The sequence below is a fragment of the Streptococcus sp. SN-1 genome (assembly GCF_041154385.1).
GTDB lineage: Bacteria > Bacillota > Bacilli > Lactobacillales > Streptococcaceae > Streptococcus > Streptococcus mitis_CT.
The window spans coordinates 577,867-595,130 of the sequence record NZ_AP028929.1 but is presented as its reverse complement, the minus strand read 5'-3'; the positions used below and the strand labels follow the sequence as shown (position 1 = coordinate 595,130).

Annotated in this window: 18 protein-coding genes; 2 read left to right on the top strand and 16 right to left on the bottom strand. The window is 42.9% G+C overall.

The window, feature by feature from the left end:
• Positions 1-150: 150 nt before the first annotated feature.
• Positions 151-1,335 (top strand): CDF family manganese efflux transporter MntE, encoded by a 1,185-nt coding sequence (mntE, locus tag ACAM22_RS02635; RefSeq protein WP_261050456.1) that lies wholly within the window; start codon positions 151-153, stop codon positions 1,333-1,335.
• A 37-nt stretch (positions 1,336-1,372) separates the two neighbouring features.
• Here mntE and ACAM22_RS02630 read toward each other — a convergent pair whose 3' ends face one another.
• The 8 genes from ACAM22_RS02630 to cdaA form a co-directional block, all read right to left on the bottom strand.
• Positions 1,373-3,244: an ABC-F family ATP-binding cassette domain-containing protein gene (locus ACAM22_RS02630; RefSeq protein WP_369606912.1), complete on the bottom strand. Its 1,872-nt coding sequence runs from the start codon at positions 3,242-3,244 to the stop codon at positions 1,373-1,375.
• Positions 3,241-4,440 (bottom strand): CCA tRNA nucleotidyltransferase, encoded by a 1,200-nt coding sequence (locus ACAM22_RS02625; RefSeq protein ID WP_369606911.1) that lies wholly within the window; start codon positions 4,438-4,440, stop codon positions 3,241-3,243. Before ACAM22_RS02625 ends, ACAM22_RS02630 begins: the two co-directional genes overlap by 4 nt.
• Positions 4,437-5,204, bottom strand: a complete 768-nt coding sequence (gene dapB, locus ACAM22_RS02620; RefSeq protein WP_369606910.1) for a 4-hydroxy-tetrahydrodipicolinate reductase — start codon at positions 5,202-5,204, stop codon at positions 4,437-4,439. The genes ACAM22_RS02625 and dapB overlap by 4 nt, the downstream gene beginning before the upstream one ends.
• 389 nt (positions 5,205-5,593) lie before the next feature.
• Positions 5,594-6,442, bottom strand: a complete 849-nt coding sequence (locus tag ACAM22_RS02615) for a DegV family protein (RefSeq protein ID WP_369606909.1) — start codon at positions 6,440-6,442, stop codon at positions 5,594-5,596.
• Between the two features lies 1 nt (position 6,443).
• Complete coding sequence (locus ACAM22_RS02610; RefSeq protein ID WP_001050087.1) at positions 6,444-6,818, bottom strand: DUF1149 family protein; 375 nt, start codon at positions 6,816-6,818, stop codon at positions 6,444-6,446.
• A gap of 73 nt (positions 6,819-6,891) precedes the next feature.
• The gene (gene glmM / locus ACAM22_RS02605; RefSeq protein ID WP_369606908.1) at positions 6,892-8,244 is read right to left on the bottom strand and encodes a phosphoglucosamine mutase; all 1,353 of its coding nucleotides are present in this window, start codon (positions 8,242-8,244) and stop codon (positions 6,892-6,894) included.
• A gap of 24 nt (positions 8,245-8,268) precedes the next feature.
• Entirely contained in the window at positions 8,269-9,048 is a 780-nt protein-coding gene (locus ACAM22_RS02600; RefSeq protein WP_369606907.1) for a YbbR-like domain-containing protein, read from the bottom strand.
• Positions 9,035-9,892, bottom strand: coding sequence for a diadenylate cyclase CdaA (cdaA, locus tag ACAM22_RS02595; protein WP_238395585.1), 858 nt, complete (start codon positions 9,890-9,892; stop codon positions 9,035-9,037). Before cdaA ends, ACAM22_RS02600 begins: the two co-directional genes overlap by 14 nt.
• A gap of 138 nt (positions 9,893-10,030) precedes the next feature.
• Between cdaA and ACAM22_RS02590 the strand changes: the two genes are divergently transcribed.
• Positions 10,031-10,999, top strand: coding sequence for an NAD(P)/FAD-dependent oxidoreductase (locus ACAM22_RS02590; RefSeq protein ID WP_203180085.1), 969 nt, complete (start codon positions 10,031-10,033; stop codon positions 10,997-10,999).
• Positions 11,000-11,423: 424 nt separating this feature from the next.
• On the opposite strand, the gene whiA is transcribed toward ACAM22_RS02590, so the two are convergent.
• From whiA to ACAM22_RS02550, 8 genes are read right to left on the bottom strand one after another with little or no spacing between them, the layout of a single operon-like run.
• Entirely contained in the window at positions 11,424-12,335 is a 912-nt protein-coding gene (gene whiA / locus ACAM22_RS02585) for a DNA-binding protein WhiA (RefSeq protein ID WP_004262315.1), read from the bottom strand.
• Positions 12,332-13,309, bottom strand: a complete 978-nt coding sequence (locus ACAM22_RS02580) for a YvcK family protein (protein WP_261050468.1) — start codon at positions 13,307-13,309, stop codon at positions 12,332-12,334. The genes whiA and ACAM22_RS02580 overlap by 4 nt, the downstream gene beginning before the upstream one ends.
• Positions 13,306-14,196, bottom strand: a complete 891-nt coding sequence (rapZ, locus tag ACAM22_RS02575; RefSeq protein ID WP_261050469.1) for an RNase adapter RapZ — start codon at positions 14,194-14,196, stop codon at positions 13,306-13,308. Before rapZ ends, ACAM22_RS02580 begins: the two co-directional genes overlap by 4 nt.
• A 51-nt stretch (positions 14,197-14,247) precedes the next feature.
• Positions 14,248-14,628: a RidA family protein gene (locus ACAM22_RS02570; protein WP_001140420.1), complete on the bottom strand. Its 381-nt coding sequence runs from the start codon at positions 14,626-14,628 to the stop codon at positions 14,248-14,250.
• A gap of 10 nt (positions 14,629-14,638) precedes the next feature.
• Positions 14,639-15,226, bottom strand: a complete 588-nt coding sequence (yihA, locus tag ACAM22_RS02565) for a ribosome biogenesis GTP-binding protein YihA/YsxC (RefSeq protein WP_000422605.1) — start codon at positions 15,224-15,226, stop codon at positions 14,639-14,641.
• 8 nt (positions 15,227-15,234) lie between these two features.
• Positions 15,235-16,467 (bottom strand): ATP-dependent Clp protease ATP-binding subunit ClpX, encoded by a 1,233-nt coding sequence (gene clpX / locus ACAM22_RS02560; protein ID WP_369606906.1) that lies wholly within the window; start codon positions 16,465-16,467, stop codon positions 15,235-15,237.
• A gap of 36 nt (positions 16,468-16,503) precedes the next feature.
• Positions 16,504-16,674 (bottom strand): hypothetical protein, encoded by a 171-nt coding sequence (locus tag ACAM22_RS02555; RefSeq protein WP_130897099.1) that lies wholly within the window; start codon positions 16,672-16,674, stop codon positions 16,504-16,506.
• Positions 16,674-17,180, bottom strand: coding sequence for a dihydrofolate reductase (locus tag ACAM22_RS02550; RefSeq protein WP_261050471.1), 507 nt, complete (start codon positions 17,178-17,180; stop codon positions 16,674-16,676). The genes ACAM22_RS02555 and ACAM22_RS02550 overlap by 1 nt, the downstream gene beginning before the upstream one ends.
• Positions 17,181-17,264 lie beyond the last annotated feature (84 nt).

Here is a 17,264-nt window from a genome sequence, read left to right as displayed (position 1 = left end):
ACTATCACAGGTTTCTGCCAGCTACTCCCTTGAGTAGTACTATTATACCAAATTTTGAAAAGTTTTCAAAGAGTAAAAAATGACTTATTTGAATTTTCCCTTGAAAACCAGTATAATGGTAGAATGCTATGTGACTAGAAAGGAAGTTGAATGAAGCAATCTATCTCAAATCTCAAGTTAGCTGAGCGTGGGGCCATTATCAGTATTTCAACCTATTTGATCTTGTCTGCAGCCAAATTAGCAACTGGTCATCTTCTTCATTCATCCAGTTTGGTGGCCGATGGTTTTAACAACGTATCAGATATTATCGGAAATGTGGCCCTCTTGATTGGGATTCGAATGGCGCGCCAGCCTGCTGACCGAGACCACCGTTTTGGCCACTGGAAGATTGAAGATTTGGCTAGCTTGATCACTTCTATCATCATGTTTTATGTCGGTTTCGATGTACTTCGGGATACCATTCAAAAGATTCTCAGTCGAGAAGAAACTGTCATTGATCCTCTTGGTGCAACTCTAGGAATCATTTCTGCAGCGATTATGTTTGTGGTCTATCTCTACAATACTCGCCTCAGTAAGAAATCAAACTCCAAGGCCCTGAAGGCTGCCGCCAAAGACAATCTTTCTGACGCTGTTACCTCACTTGGTACGACCATTGCCATCCTGGCTAGTAGTTTCAATTATCCCATTGTGGATAAGCTGGTCGCTATCATCATCACTTTCTTTATCTTGAAAACTGCCTATGATATCTTCATTGAGTCTTCCTTTAGCCTTTCAGATGGCTTTGACGATCGTCTACTTGAGGAATACCAAAAGGCTATCATGGAAATTCCCAAGATCAGCAAGGTTAAGTCCCAAAGAGGTCGTACCTACGGTAGCAATATCTACCTGGATATCACGCTGGAGATGAATCCTGACTTGTCGGTTTACGAGAGTCACGAGATTGCGGATCAGGTCGAGTCTATGCTGGAGGAGCGTTTTGGCGTCTTTGATACCGATGTCCATATCGAACCGGCGCCTATCCCTGAGGATGAAATTTTAGACAATGTCTATAAAAAATTGCTTATGCGTGAACAATTGATTGACCAAGGAAATCAACTGGAAGAACTCTTGGCTGATGATTTTGTCTATATTCGCCAGGATGGAGAGCAGATGGATAAAGAGGCTTATAAAGCCGAAAAAGAGTTAAATTCAGCTATCAAGGATATTCAAATCACTTCCATCAGTCAGAAGACCAAACTCATTTGCTATGAGCTAGATGGAATTGTTCATACCAGTATCTGGCGTCGCCACGAAACTTGGCAAAAAATTTTCCACCAGGAAACAAAAAAAGAATAGAGAAATCCTGTCCATGAGACGGGATTTTTCTATTCTTCTAGCTATCAAATTCACTTAGGTATTCATAGCGTTCGTATTTTTCAAGGAGTGCTTCGTTTTTCTCATCCAGTTCTTTTTGGAGAGTAGCCAGCTTACCAAAGTCAGAGCCGTTAGCCTGCATTTCCTCTTCGATAGCAGCGATACGGTTTTCCAAGGTTTCAATATCGCCTTCAATGCTTGCCCACTCCTGTTTTTCTTGGTAGGTCATACGTTTCTTGTCTTCGCGGACCTTGACCACCTTTTCCTTCTCGGCTTTTTGCACTTGATTGGCCATCTCTGTCTCAAAAGCCTTTTCATCAAGATAGTCGGTGTAATGACCAAAGAAAGGACGAATTTTACCATCCTCAAAAGCCAGAATCTTGGTCGCTACCTTATCCAAGAAATAGCGGTCATGGCTAACTGTCAAAACAGGACCCGCAAATCCTTGCAAGAAATTCTCCAAAACTGTCAAGGTTGCAATGTCCAAATCATTTGTTGGCTCGTCCAAGAGGAGAACATTTGGTTTTTCCAAGAGCAATTTGAGGAGATAAAGACGTTTTTTCTCTCCACCAGACAATTTCTCAATCAAGGTTCCATGCGTTGAACGTGGAAAGAGGAACTGCTCCAACAACTCAGCAATGGAAGTCGTAGAACCACCACTGGTCTTGACCTCTTCTGCCACTTCCTGCAAGTAATTAATCACTCGCTTGCTTTCATCCAAACCCTCAATTTGTTGAGAGAAATAGGCGATGCGAACTGTTTCCCCAATCACAACTTGTCCTTCGGTCGGATCAAGACTTCCTGCAATTAGGTTAAGCAGGGTTGATTTCCCAACACCGTTATCACCAACGATTCCGATACGATCTTTGGCCTGCACCAAGAGATTAAAATCTTGCAAAATAGGCTTGTTTTCATAGGCAAAAGAAACATCCTGAAACTCGATAACTTTCTTCCCAATCCGACTGGTTTCAAAGTTCATGGTCAAGTCTGTCTCAGCAACGCCACCTGAAACTTCTTTCTTCAAGTCATGGAAACGATTGATACGAGCCTGTTGCTTGGTCGCACGCGCCTGTGGTTGTCTGCGCATCCAGGCCAATTCTTGCTTATAAAGTTGTTCCTTTTTGTGGAGAAGAGCCGCATCGCGCTCGTCCTGTTCCGCCTTAAGGCGAACATAGTCCTGATAATTACCCTGATATTCCGTCAATCCAGCTCGGTCCAACTCGAAAATCCGTGTTGACAGCGCATCTAGGAAATAGCGATCGTGGGTGATAAAAAGGACGGTCTTCTTGGAATTTTTTAAAAAGAGGGTCAGCCACTCAATAGTCGCAATATCTAAATGGTTGGTCGGCTCGTCCAGCAGCAAGAGGTCGTGGTTGCCAAGTAAGACTTGCGCCAACTGAACCCGTCTTCTGAGACCACCTGACAATTCCCCAACAGGAGTCGATAAGTCCTGAATTCCTAGCTTACTGAGAACAGTCTTGACCTGACTCTCAATTTCCCAAGCTTGGAGAGAGTCCATTTCAGCCATGACCCGTTCCAAACGAGACTGCTTGTCCTCACTGTAGTTGAGCATGATCAACTCATACTCACGAATGAGCTGGATTTCCTTAAGGTCGCTTGATAGAACCGTATCCAAGACCGTCTTGCTATCATCAAAATCAGGATCTTGAGTCAAGTAACCAATCTGGTAATCATTCTTAGCTGAAAAAGGACTGACATCCCCATCAAAGCCAGACACACCCGAAAGGACATCTAAAAGGGTGGTCTTCCCTGTTCCATTGACACCGATCAGACCAATTCTGTCTAGGTCGTGGATGATAAAGGAAATATCCTTAAAAACGGTCTTGTCACCGACGGATTTACTTAGTTTTTCAACGATAAAATCACTCATTTTTTCTCCCTCAGGTAAGTATGGATGGCTTGACGGTCATTCTCCAATTCTCCATCGACAATGACATATTCAATCTCTGTTAAAATCTCTCCCAAGTCTGGCCCTGGTTGATAGCCATATTCCTTGATCAAAATGCCACCATTAATCTGAATTTCTTTCTTGTCATGAATGGTCAAACTCTGGTAGGTTTCTGTGATGGCTTGTGGATTAACTTCTTTTCCTTGGGCCTGACGAAGATTTTCAGCCTGTAAAAGTAAATCCAAGTCAAAGCGATAACAATCGCGCTTGCTCAATTCTCCCTTTTCACGCAAGGTCAAAATAGTCAGTAAATCCTGAACCTGCTTACCAAACTGGCGTGAGGTCTTCCAAGCTTTCAAAAATGGCTGCGCATTTTCAATCTCCAAAGCCCACAAAAGAGCTGCCCAGGCTTGTTCAGAAGATTCAAAAGTGAAATCAGTATCCAAATCAAACAATCTGTTGAGCTTGTCCTGGCTGGCTGCCATATCAGGGAGATAATCATAAGCTTGACTCTCAATCATGGAATCCAAGCCCCTTCTCCAAAACGGAGACAGCAAGAGTTTATCAAACTCAACGAAGGTACGCTCTACAGAAATTTTCTCCAAAAGCGGTGTCAAGGTCTTCATAGCTTTAAATGTTTCTGGCTCAAGTTCAAAGCCAAGGCTGGCCTGAAAACGGAAACCGCGCATAATCCGCAAAGCATCTTCATTGAAACGCTCACTAGCCACTCCAACTGCTCGCAAGACTTGATTTTCCAAATCTTCTAAGCCATGGAACAAGTCAATAATTTCCCCTGCCTCATCCAAGGCAAAGGCGTTGACTGTAAAATCACGGCGCTTAAGGTCTTCTTCTAACGAGCGCACAAAGGAAACAGCACTGGGTCTGCGATAGTCCACATAGACATCCTCTGTCCGAAAGGTAGTTACCTCATACTCCTCATCCCCATCTAAGACCAAGACAGTTCCATGCTCGATTCCGATATCGACTGTTCGCGGAAAAATCTGCTTGGTCTCCTCTGGATAAGAAGACGTCGCAATGTCCACATCGTGGATGGGACGATTGAGAAGGGCATCTCGAACAGAGCCCCCAACAAAATAAGCCTCAAAGCCTGCTTCTTTAATTTTTTCTAATACTGGTAAAGCCTTCTGAAATTCAGAAGGCATTTGCGTTAATCTCATAATAAGTGTTCTAATCCATAGACAAGCTCATGACGCTTGACAACTTCTTTAATTCCCAAATTCACTCCTGTCATGAAGGAGCTGCGATCATAGGAGTCATGACGGAGGGTCAATCCTTCTCCCTGATTGCCAAAGATGACTTCCTGATGGGCTACCAAGCCTGGTAAACGAACAGAATGAATCCGCATACCATCAAAGTCAGCACCACGGGCACCTGCAATCAGTTCTTCTTCATCAGGCGCACCTTGCTGGATAGACTCTCTAACTTCCGCCATCAACTCAGCTGTTTTAATAGCTGTTCCACTCGGAGCATCTTTTTTCTTGTCATGATGGAGCTCGATAATCTCCACATTAGGAAAATATTTAACAGCCTGCGTCGCAAATTGCATAAGTAAGACAGCACCTAGGGCAAAGTTAGGGGCAATCAAACCACCCAAATCTTTGGCACGTGAAAAATCTTTTAGCTCTGCAATTTCTTCACTAGTAAAGCCAGTCGTTCCAACTACTGGAGCAAAGCCATTTTCGAGGGCAAAGCGTGTGTTTTCGTAGGCAACAGCTGGAGTTGTGAAATCTACCCAGACATCCGCTTCAAAACCTGCTAAATCAGCCTTATCCTTGAAAACAGGAACTCCCTGCCATTCTGACTCAGACTCAAAAGGATCCAAAACTGCTACCAAGTCCAAGTCTGGATCAGCCAAGACCATCTGACAAGCAGCTTGTCCCATCTTTCCCTTAAAACCAGCAATAATTACTCGAATACTCATCTCTACTCCTGTCTAAGATACAAAGGACGTTGGCTGCCCATGAAAAATAGGGAATGGCGCTGACTTTCGACGAAAGGCCAGACAGGCATCTTTTTTCATGAGGCAGGTAGTCCGTGTTCAATTATCAAGATACAAAGCCTGCAAGAACACAAAGTGAAAATAGGAGTTCTGATCATGGAGTAGATACTCCTTGGAAGAACTATCTTTTTCACACAGGGTTCCAGGCGTGTTCAATTATCAAGATACAAAGGACGTTAGCTGTCCATGAAAAATAGGGAATGACGCTGACTTTCCACGAAAGGCAAGACAGGCATCTTTTTTCAAGAGGCAGGTAGTCCATATTCAATTTCTAAGATACAAATTCTTCTTGACTAGTCTAGAAGTGCTAACTAAATCAATGGAATATAACCTAAAGCAATACTTCCTTCTCCTAGGTGTGTCCCAATGACACTGCCAAATGTAGCAAGTGAAATATCCGTAGCCACTCCAGATTCAAGCAAGTGCTGACGCAATTCCTCAGCCTTTTCAAGAGCATTGCCGTGAATGACAATGACCCGATATTGACCTGAAGCTGTTGCTTCCTTGATGATTTCAATTAAGCGCTTGGTTGCTTTCTTCTCAGTACGAACTTTTTCGTAAACTTCAATCACACCTTGGTCATTGAAATAAAGGATTGGCTTAATACTGAGCAGATTTCCCAAAATAGCAGCACCATTTGAAAGGCGCCCACCTTTTACTAAGTGGTCCAAATCATCCACCATGATAAAAGCAGATGTGTGACTGATTTGAATAGCTAGCTTATCCTGAATAATTGTAAAATCATCGCCCTGGTCTCGCCAGTTAAAGACACTTTCAACCATGATACCCAGCGGAGCACTTGTAATCAAAGTGTCCGGGAAGGCAATAGTCAAGCCCTCATAGTCATCCACCATATACTGGATATTTTGGTAAAAGCCTGAAATTCCAGAAGATAGGAAAAGTCCCAAGGCATGGGTATATCCTTGTTCTTTAAGCGTAGTTAAGATTTCATCTAACTTGGCAATGCTTGGTTGACTGGTCTTAGGCAATTCAGAAGCCTGAGCCATTTTTTGGTAAAATTCCTCAGCAGTCAGATTGACACCTTCAACATACTCCTCACCATCAATATTGACAGGAATATCCAAGACAAACAAATCTTCTCTTTGTAAGGTCTCTGCACTGAGATAAGCAGAAGAATCTGTGATAACAGCTAATTTCATATTAGAACTCCAAATTGATTCCTGGTAAGTCTAATGCAATTTCAGTTACTTCGTAAGTCAAACGATTGAGCATGTTCAAACATGGACGAGCCAAGGTTTCCACTTCTTCTTGACTCAATTCACTTGGTTCATTGACAATACGGCCATCGATATGGTTCACCTGTGAAATAGTGCCACTAATGACAAACTTATCAAATACAATCATAAAGGTCAAGATGACAATTAAAGAAGTCACTTGATTTTCTTGATCATGTTGGAGTAATTGGAAATTCACATCTACCTTGGTTTCAGGAGCTCCATTTTCATTTTCCCATTCAAAATTACGCGCATCAAAATGATACTGACTAACAAATTCTTGTTCACGTTTAAGATTCATGTCTCTCTCCCTCGGCTACAATGTTATAAGCTATTGTACCATAATTTTTTATTTTCATCTAGTTTTCTAGGATTTAGTCAATCCCGATTTCAGCTCGAACTACATCAGCGATGGTATCAACATAGTAGTCCACTTCTTCTGTTGTAGGTGCTTCTGCCATGACACGCAAAAGGGGTTCTGTCCCACTTGGGCGAACAAGGATACGGCCATTCCCTGCCATTTCAGCTTCCATCTTCTCGATAATTGCCTTGATAACTGGCACTTCCATAGCCTTTTCCTTCATGGCATTTTCCACTCGGATATTGACTAATTTTTGTGGATAGATGGTTACTTCTGCGGCCAACTCTGACAAGCTCTTACCAGTTTCCTTCATGATTTTCGTCAATTGGACTGCTGATAATTGACCATCACCAGTTGTATTGTAATCCATCAAGATGACGTGACCAGACTGTTCACCACCAAGGTTGTAGCCTGATTTTCTCATTTCTTCAACAACGTAGCGGTCGCCGACTGCAGTGACTGCCTTGTTAATACCTTCACGGTCCAAGGCCTTGTGGAAACCAAGATTAGACATAACAGTTGTCACAATTGTATTTTGGGCCAATTGTCCTTTTTCAGAAAGGTATTTCCCGATGATGTACATAATCTTATCACCATCGACGATGTCGCCATTCTCATCGACAGCAATCAAACGGTCACTGTCTCCGTCAAAGGCCAAACCGATAGCTGACCCGCTTTCTTTGACCACTTCTTGAAGGGCTTCTGGGTGTGTAGAACCAACATTGAGGTTGATGTTAAGACCGTCTGGAGTTTCCCCGATAACCATCAATTGAGCACCGAGATCAGCAAAGATTTGACGGGCACTTGTAGAAGCTGCTCCATTAGCTGTATCCAAGGCAACCTTCATTCCTTCAAGAGGAGTTCCTGTTGAAACCAGATAGCCTTCATACTTACGCAAGCCTTCTGGATAATCTACCAAAGTTCCCAAACCTTCTGCACTTGGACGAGGAAGAGTATCTTCCACAGCATCTAGCAAGGCTTCAATTTCTGCTTCTTTTTCGTCATCCAGTTTGAAACCATCACCACCAAAGAACTTGATTCCATTATCAAAGGCTGGATTGTGGCTGGCAGAAATCATGACACCGGCACTTGCACCTTCAGTTTTAACCAAGTAAGCTACTGCTGGTGTTGCCAGAACGCCTAGTTTGTATACGTGAATACCAACTGAAAGAAGACCTGCCACCAAGGCAGATTCTAGCATTTCCCCTGAAATACGTGTGTCACGTCCCACAAAGACTTTCTGTGCTTCCGTTTCATGTTGGCTGAGAACATAGCCTCCAAAACGTCCTAACTTAAAAGCCAATTCTGGTGTTAGTTCTACGTTAGCTTCCCCACGGACTCCATCAGTCCCAAAATATTTACCCATTTTTATAAAATCCTTTTTCTATTTTTAATTCGTTTTTGAACTAGTTGCTTTCGTTGACGAAGATGTCTCCGACGAACTGCTTGTAGTTGAATTTGATGCGCTTGAACTTGGTGCTACTGGTTTTGTAGTGACCTTCATTGTTGTATCAAACGGAGTGATCACTACTGGTAAGACTACCCCGTTGCGATCGATCGCCTGCAAAGGTACCGAACCACTGTAATTACCTGTAATGCGTTCGCTGGTTGGTAAAAGTGCAATAATCCGATCGATTTTAGCTAATGTTTCCTGGTCAGTTGTGACAGAAACCCGTTCATTTGACACGGTTACACTATCAAGTTGTAGCTTCGGATCAATCTGGCTTTGGTCAACTTGTGGCACAACAAGCATCCCATCTCGCTTAACCTTCTTCCCAACTTTCACTGTGATCTTTTGAGGTGTAGCCACAGCGGTCAATCCGCTAGGAAGATTTTCAATGGTCAAAGGAACTTCAATCGTTCCAACACTAGCATCTGTCAAATCCGCTGTGACCTTAAACTTACGAGTGCTTTCCTGCATTTCACTGGCCAAGGTCACACGATTGGCTCCGGTTAATATCACGGAAACCTCTGATGCAAATCCGCTAATGAAATACTGGTCATCATCATAGTGAATATCGATAGGAACGTTCGTTATCGTATTGGTGTAGGTTTCTGATTTGACCTGCCTTGCGGTATTGCTATTTTGAAAGTTGGTCGACGTTGCATAAACGAATAAGACACAAGCAAAAAAGAGAGATGAAATGATATATAGACTATTTTTTCTCATATTTCCAACCTCCTAGCAAACGGTCCTTGAAACTGGCTTTTTCCTCAACAGCTGGCAAAAGAATTGTTCGTAGCTCTGCTTCAAATTCTTCAATCGTCAAATCATGCTTGAAAACCCCATTGTAAGTAATAGAAATACCACCTGTTTCCTCTGACACGATGAAAGTCAAGGCATCGGACACTTCTGATAAACCGATAGCCGCCCGGTGTCTGGTCCCAAATTCCTTGGAAATTCCTGTACTTTCTGTCAAGGGCAGATAGGCAGAGGTCACTGCAATCCGATTTTCTCTGATAATCACAGCACCATCGTGTAGGGGAGTGTTGGGGATAAAGATATTAATAAGGAGTTCAGCTGAAATATTGGCATCCAAAGGAATCCCTGTCGCAATGTATTCTTGTAAGGTCCGAACCCGTTGAATGGCAACCAAAGCACCAATCTTACGGGGACTCATGTATTCAACTGACTTAACAAAGGCACGAATCATTTTCTCTTCTGCACTAATTTGAGTAGTAGAAAAGAAATCTGTCGCCCTTCCCAAGCGTTCCAAACCAGTCCGAATCTCTGGAGAGAAGATAACAACCGCAGCAATGACCCCATAGGTAATAATCTGATTAATCAACCAAGAAATCGTTGTTAAACCAAGGATATTGGCCACAACCTGAGCTAATACAAAGATCACGACCCCACGCACCAAAATCATAATCTTAGTGCCAGCTATCGCTTTTGTAAAACGATACAAAACATAGGTCACAATCAAAATATCAAACAGATTGATGGCGATACTCCAAGGACTAGAAAACAAGCTAGTCCAATATTGCAGGTTGGATAATTGTTGAAAGTTCATCTGCTGTCTCCTCTCTGTCCAAACACGTTCCTTTCTATTATACCATTTTTCTGACATTTTTTTCCCTATCCTACTTCATTTTAAATTAAAGAAAAAATATGATAAAATAAACTGACTAGAAAAAACAAAGGAGAAACCATGTCTCAACTCTATGATATCACTATTGTAGGTGGTGGTCCAGTCGGGCTTTTTGCAACCTTTTATGCCCATCTACGCCAAGCCAAGGTTCAAATCATCGACTCTCTTCCACAACTAGGTGGACAACCTGCTATTCTCTACCCTGAAAAGGAAATCCTAGACGTACCAGGTTTCCCAAATCTGACTGGAGAAGAATTGACCAACCGCTTGATTGAACAACTAAATGGATTTGATACTCCTATCCATCTCAATGAAACGGTTCTTGAGATTGAAAAACAAGAAGAAGGCTTTGTCATTACAACTTCTAAAGGAAGTCACTTGTCTAAAACTGTTATCATCGCTATGGGTGGCGGTGCCTTTAAACCACGTCCGCTGGAACTAGAAGGCGTTGAGGGCTATGAAAATATCCACTACCACGTTTCCAACATCCAGCAATATGCTGGTAAGAAAGTGACGATTCTTGGTGGAGGAGACTCGGCTGTGGATTGGGCTTTGGCTTTTGAAAAAATCACACCAACTACCCTTGTCCACCGCAGAGATAATTTCCGCGCCTTGGAACACAGTGTCCAAGCCTTACAGGAATCATCTGTGACCATCAAGACACCATTCGTCCCTAGCCAACTCCTTGGAGATGGAAAAACGCTCGATAAACTTGAAATCACAAAAGTCAAATCTGATGAAACCGAAACGATTGACCTAGACCACCTCTTTGTCAACTATGGTTTCAAATCTTCTGTCGGTAACCTTAAAAACTGGGGTCTGGACCTCAATCGTCACAAGATTATCGTCAACAGCAAGCAAGAATCTAGCCAAGCAGGTATCTATGCTATCGGTGACTGCTGCTACTATGATGGAAAAATTGATCTGATTGCGACAGGTCTAGGGGAAGCACCGACTGCTGTAAACAATGCCATCAACTACATTGACCCTGAGCAAAAAGTGCAACCAAAACACTCTACTAGTTTATAAAAAAGAACCACGAGTCACATAGGATTCGTGGTTTTATAGTTCATCTACAATCTGATTAGCTCATACCTTTCCCCTTCTTTTTCAAAAATCAAAAATGTCCTATCAAATTGATAAAGCATATGATATAATAACGATGGCACTAACGATACGCCTTGGAAAAGGAGGTATTACAGATGCTAGAACTTCTCAAAATAGTACTTATCGCAGTCATCGAGAATATCATCTCATGGCTGGTGACTCGTTGGTTAGACGATCACTTCGACAAGTAACCTTCCTGGTTAGTGCTATCTAACCCAGAAAAAATCCCCTTGGTATTGCAGTACTGAGGGGATTTCTGATAGCACTAAAATGCTAGAACTTCTCAATTCCCCTTTATTATCTCACATGCTCTATTCAATTGTCAAGAAAGAGGTGTTTTATATCTCTATAACTCATCGGCTATCTTATTGATTTTTCTGAGTCTGTGATTGACACCACTTTTGGTCAGAGGGGTGCTGAGGCTATCTGCTAACTGCTGGATAGAGTAGTCTGGGTGCTGAATCCGCAACTGCGCCACTTCCTGCAAATCCACTGGCAGGTTTTCTAAGCCCATGATATCTTTGATTTTGCTGATATTGTTGATAGTCTTCATGCTGGCAGAGACTGTCCGAGCGATATTAGCTGTCTCGGCATTATTGGCTCGATTGAGATCATTACGGGTTTCGCGCAAAATCTTAACTCGCTCAAAATCATCACGCGCCTGCATGGCTCCGATTACTATCAAGAAGTCCATAATGTCTTCAGCTCGCTGGAGATAGGTCACAGCCCCCTTCTTGCGCTCAAGCACCTTGGCATCCAGTAAAAATTGCTGGAGAAGGGAGGCAATCCCTTGCGCGTGGTCCAGATAAACAGAACTGATTTCCAACTGGTACTTACCTGATTCAGGGTCACGAATACTTCCATTTGCCAAGAAAGCGCCACAAAGATAAGCACGACCTGCTTCCTCGTCTGATAAAATCTCCTCATCAATACCTGTTTCCAGACCAAAAAAGGAGTCTGCCAAGTGCAAATCACTCAACAAGTCCTGCACTTTTTCATCTGTAAAAACGGTATAGACCCGATTCTTACGAAGATTACTTCTTTGGTGATGTCGAATTTCCGATTTGATTTCGTAGAAATGGAGAAAAGACTCATAGAGGTGACGAGCTAGCTTAGCGTTTTCTGTCACAACAGACAGGGTCAAGCCTGAAGTCGAGAGGCCTATACTGCCAGACATCTTGATAATGGCAGATAATTCATGCCGGCTTAGATGGTGCTGACCTAGGATTTCTTCTTTTACTGCTACTGTGAAACTCATTTTCTCACCTGTATAATCCGCATCAATTCGTCCACGATCAAATCTCCATCGTGGAAGGCACCCCCATTTTCCAGACGAAGGAAGTTGGATGAAATCACACGCGGAACTTGCTTACAAAGACCAGCAAAATCATGTTCCACCTGCACCAAATATTCATCAAACCGGTTGGAATTCATGTATTCCTGAGGCACTTTTTCGATATTCACCAAGACAGTATCGATAAAAGGTCGACCAAGGTGACGATGCAAGACCTCCACGTGGTCACTATCTGTAAAGTGTTCCGTCTCTCCACGTTGGGTCATGATATTGCAGACATAGGCGATTTCTGCCTTGGTTTCCAAAAGCGCCTGCCCGATTTCCTTAATCACGATATTGGGCAAAATAGAGGTAAAGAGAGAGCCAGGCCCTAGGACAATCATGTCACTTTCAAGAATGGTCTGGACTACTCGACGGCTAGCCAGAGGCGTATCATCGTTGAGGGTATTGGTCACATAGACATGGTCAATCATGCCTGGATGGTCTGCAATATGACTCTCTCCAGCTACTTCTTTCCCATCCTGAAAGACTGCATGCAGGGTCAAAGGATGGTCACTGGAAGGATAAATCTTCCCAGTTGTATGGAAAAATTTGCTCAGTAACTGCATGGCATTATAGGTCGAGCCCTGCATTTCTGACAGGCCAGCGATAATAAGATTTCCCAATGGATGTCCGGCAAAGGCTCCCGCATCCTCAGAAAAGCGATACTGAAAGACTTTCTCATAGAACTTAGGCATATCCGACATGGCCACAAGGACATTACGAAGATCACCTGGCGGTGTCAACCTCTGCATATTTTTTCGGAGTTCACCTGATGAACCACCATCATCCGCCACCGTTACGATAGCAGCGATTTCCACATCTTTTTCCCGCAGACTTTTTAGAATGACAGGAATCCCAGTTCCTCCTCCAATCACTGTTATCTTTGGTTTTCTCATGAACGGTTTACCGTTTCCTTTCTTCGGTCTTTGTCGCGATGCCCTTCATTAACAGGCCAATTCTTGGATAAGTCCTGAGCCAAGCGTTTAGCAAAGGCCACACTACGGTGTTGTCCACCCGTACATCCCATGGCAATGGTCAAAACGGACTTCCCTTCCTTTTGGTAACTTGGCAAAATCGGCTCAATCAAGGCCAACAAATGTTGATAAAAATCTTCTGACTCAGGATGGTTCATGACATAGTGATACACTGGTTCATCTACACCTGTTTGATTTCGTAATTCTGGAAGGTAGTAAGGATTTGGCAAGAAACGGACATCAAAGACCAAATCCGCATCAATCGGGATTCCATATTTAAAGCCAAAAGACATGACTTCGATACGGAAAGACTGGGCTTGTTCTTGATCCGAAAACTGCTCTGCAAGGGCTTTACGCAGCTCACGTGGAGTGAGTTCAGTCGTATCCACCACATTTTGACTCATATTTTTCAAAGGTGCCAAGAGCTCACGTTCCAGCTTGATTCCATCCAAAATCCGTCCATCTGCTGCTAGTGGATGACTCCGTCTGGTTTCCTTATAACGAGCTACCAATTCCTTATCTGCCGCATCCAAAAAGAGAATTTTAAAGTCCAGTTCTTCCTTGTTTTCCAACTCATCCAAAACAGTTTGAATCTCTGAGAAGAAAGAACGGCTACGCATATCCACTACCAAGGCCAACTTATGGTCGTCTTCCTTTGTTTCCACCAACTGCAAAAACTTAGGCAAGAGGGCTGGTGGCATATTGTCAATGGTGAAATATCCCAAATCCTCGAAGGACTGAATGGCTACTGTTTTTCCTGCACCACTCATCCCTGTCACAATCACCAAGTGAAGTTGTTTCTTTGTCATCTTTTTCTCCTTATATCAAAAGAAGTTTGGCAACACCAAACTTCAACTAGCTTATCCAATCTCTGCGATGACTTCAATTTCGACTTTTACATCACGAGGAAGACGAGCTACCTCCACAGCTGAACGAGCTGGAAATTCCTCTTTAAAGGCCGTTTGGTAAACCTCGTTAAAAGGAACGAAGTCGTTCATATCACTCAAGAAGCAAGTTGTTTTGACAACATGGTCAAAGTCTGTTCCAGCTTCTGCCAAAATAGCACCGATGTTTTTTAAGACTTGTTCTGTCTGTTCTTGAATCGTTTCTCCAACGATTTCCCCAGTTTCAGGAGATAGGGGAACTTGACCGCTAGCAAACAAAAGGTTGCCAACGATTTTTCCTTGAACATATGGTCCGATAGCCTTTGGAGCTTTGTCTGTATGAATTGTTTTTGCCATTTTCTTTTCCTCACAATTTTTCTAAGATTGCATCCCAAGCCTCATCCATCCCTGCCTTGCTGACAGATGAAAAGAGGATGAAGTCGTCACTTGGGTCAAAGTTTAATTTCTTTTTGATTGCTGATTCGTGCTTGTTCCATTTACCACGAGGAATCTTGTCCGCCTTAGTCGCCACAATGATGACTGGAATCTCATAATACTTAAGAAATTCGTACATCTGCACATCATCTGCTGACGGGTCGTGGCGGAGATCCACCAAACTAACAACCGCACGGAGATTTTCCCTAGTTGTCAGATATTCCTCAATCATGCGCCCCCACTTTTCACGCTCTTTTTTGGAAACGCGAGCATAACCATAACCAGGAACATCCACAAAGCGCATCTTGTCGTCAATGTTAAAGAAGTTGAGAAGCTGGGTTTTCCCAGGTTTCCCTGATGTTCGGGCTAGATTCTTGCGGTTCAGCATAGTATTGATAAAGCTAGACTTGCCAACATTTGAACGCCCTGCAAGAGCGATCTCTGGCAGTTCATCCTGCGGATAGTGGGACTTGTTAGCCGCACTGAGCAAGATTTCAGCATTGTGTGTATTAAGTTCCATAGTCACCTCTAGGCTGTTTCTAGGATTGGTTTATCCGTTCCATCGACAGCTTCTTTTGTGATGCGAACCAATTTCACATTTTCCTGACTCGGTACTTCAAACATGACATCTAGCATGGTTTCTTCGATGATGGAGCGAAGACCACGCGCACTAGTTTTGCGTTCGATGGCCTTATTAGCAATCTCTTGAAGGGCTTCATCATCAAATTCTAACTCAACATCATCATAAGATAACAAGGTTTGGTATTGTTTTACCAAGGCATTTCTTGGCTCTTTCAAGATACGAACCAAATCATCTACTGTCAACTGTTCAAGAGCAGCAAAGACAGGCAAACGTCCAATCAATTCAGGGATAATACCGAATTTTTGAATATCTTCTGCGATGATTTCTTGCATGTATGAGCTATTTTCGTCAATTGCCTTGTTATTTTGACCAAATCCGATGACTTTTTCACCCAGACGTTGTTTGACGATTTCTTCAATACCATCAAAGGCACCACCCACGATGAAGAGGATATTTTTAGTATCCACTTGAATCATCTCTTGTTGTGGATGCTTGCGTCCACCTTGAGGTGGCACACTAGCAATAGTTCCCTCGATAATCTTGAGAAGGGCTTGTTGCACCCCTTCACCAGAAACGTCACGTGTGATCGAGACGTTCTCGCTCTTCTTAGCAATCTTGTCAATTTCATCCACGTAGATAATCCCACGCTCTGCGCGCTCGATATTAAAATCTGCAGCCTGCAAGAGTTTGAGGAGGATATTTTCCACATCCTCACCCACATAACCAGCCTCAGTAAGAGCTGTTGCATCCGCAATCGCAAAAGGCACATTCAAGCTCTTAGCCAAGGTCTGAGCAAGGAAAGTCTTCCCTGAACCAGTTGGGCCAATCATTAAGATGTTTGACTTCTGCAAATCCACATCTTCCGACTCTTCACGCGTATCGTGGAAATTGATACGTTTGTAGTGGTTGTAAACTGCCACTGCCAAGGCACGCTTGGCACGATCTTGACCGATTACATAGTGGTTCAAGATATGGAGGAGTTCGATTGGTTTTGGTACCTCAGACAAGTCTGCCAAGACTTCCTCAGCCAACTCCTCTCGAATGATTTCCTGGGCCAACTCCACACATTCATTACAGATAAAGGCGTTGTTGCCTGCGATTATTTTTTGTACTTCTTCTTGGCTTTTGCCACAAAATGAGCAATAAACCATCATATCATTATTCCTAGTTGTAGGCATGATTTCCTTCCGTTCTATTCTATACTGTCATTCTATCTAAAATAAGGTCATGTAAAAAGCATGGATACTATTGACCAAATTGGTAAAGGCATTTAACCAGAGCAGGACAGAAAGTCCATAACGCTTTTTACGAAAAGACTGTGCTCCAGCGAGCAAACAGACCAAGCACAGCATGGCTGTGAAAAAACCAAATATACTACGTTCCATTAGACTTCCTTTCTCTTGCGGTATTGGATGGTAAAATCATAAGGATTCTTCTCATCTTTGGTGTAGGATTTGCTTGAAACTGTCTCAAAAAGAGACAAGTTAAACTCTTCAGGGAAATAGGTATCTCCTTCAACCCTAGCATGAATTTGAGTCACAATCACTTCATCAAGATAGGGTTCAAAAGCCTGAAAAATTTGCTTCCCACCGATAATATAGAGATTCTTGTCTTGACCCTGATACCAGTCTAGGACAGACTGGATATCGTGAAAAGTAGCAACCCCATCTATCTTTTCTTCTGGGTTACGAGTCAAAATCAAGGTCTCCCGTTTTGGAAGCAAGCGACGCCCCATCCCATCAAAGGTCACGCGCCCCATCAAGATAGCATGATTCAGAGTTGTTTCTTTAAAGTGTTGCAATTCTGCTGGCAAATGCCAAGGCAGACGATTGTCCTTACCAATCACACCCTCTTCATCCTGGGCCCAAATAGCTACGATTTTCTTAGTCATGCTTCCATCCTTTTCACTGATAGTACTATTTTATCAAAAAACTCAAAAAAAGACTGGTTTGGAATAGCTTACAGAATAGAAAAA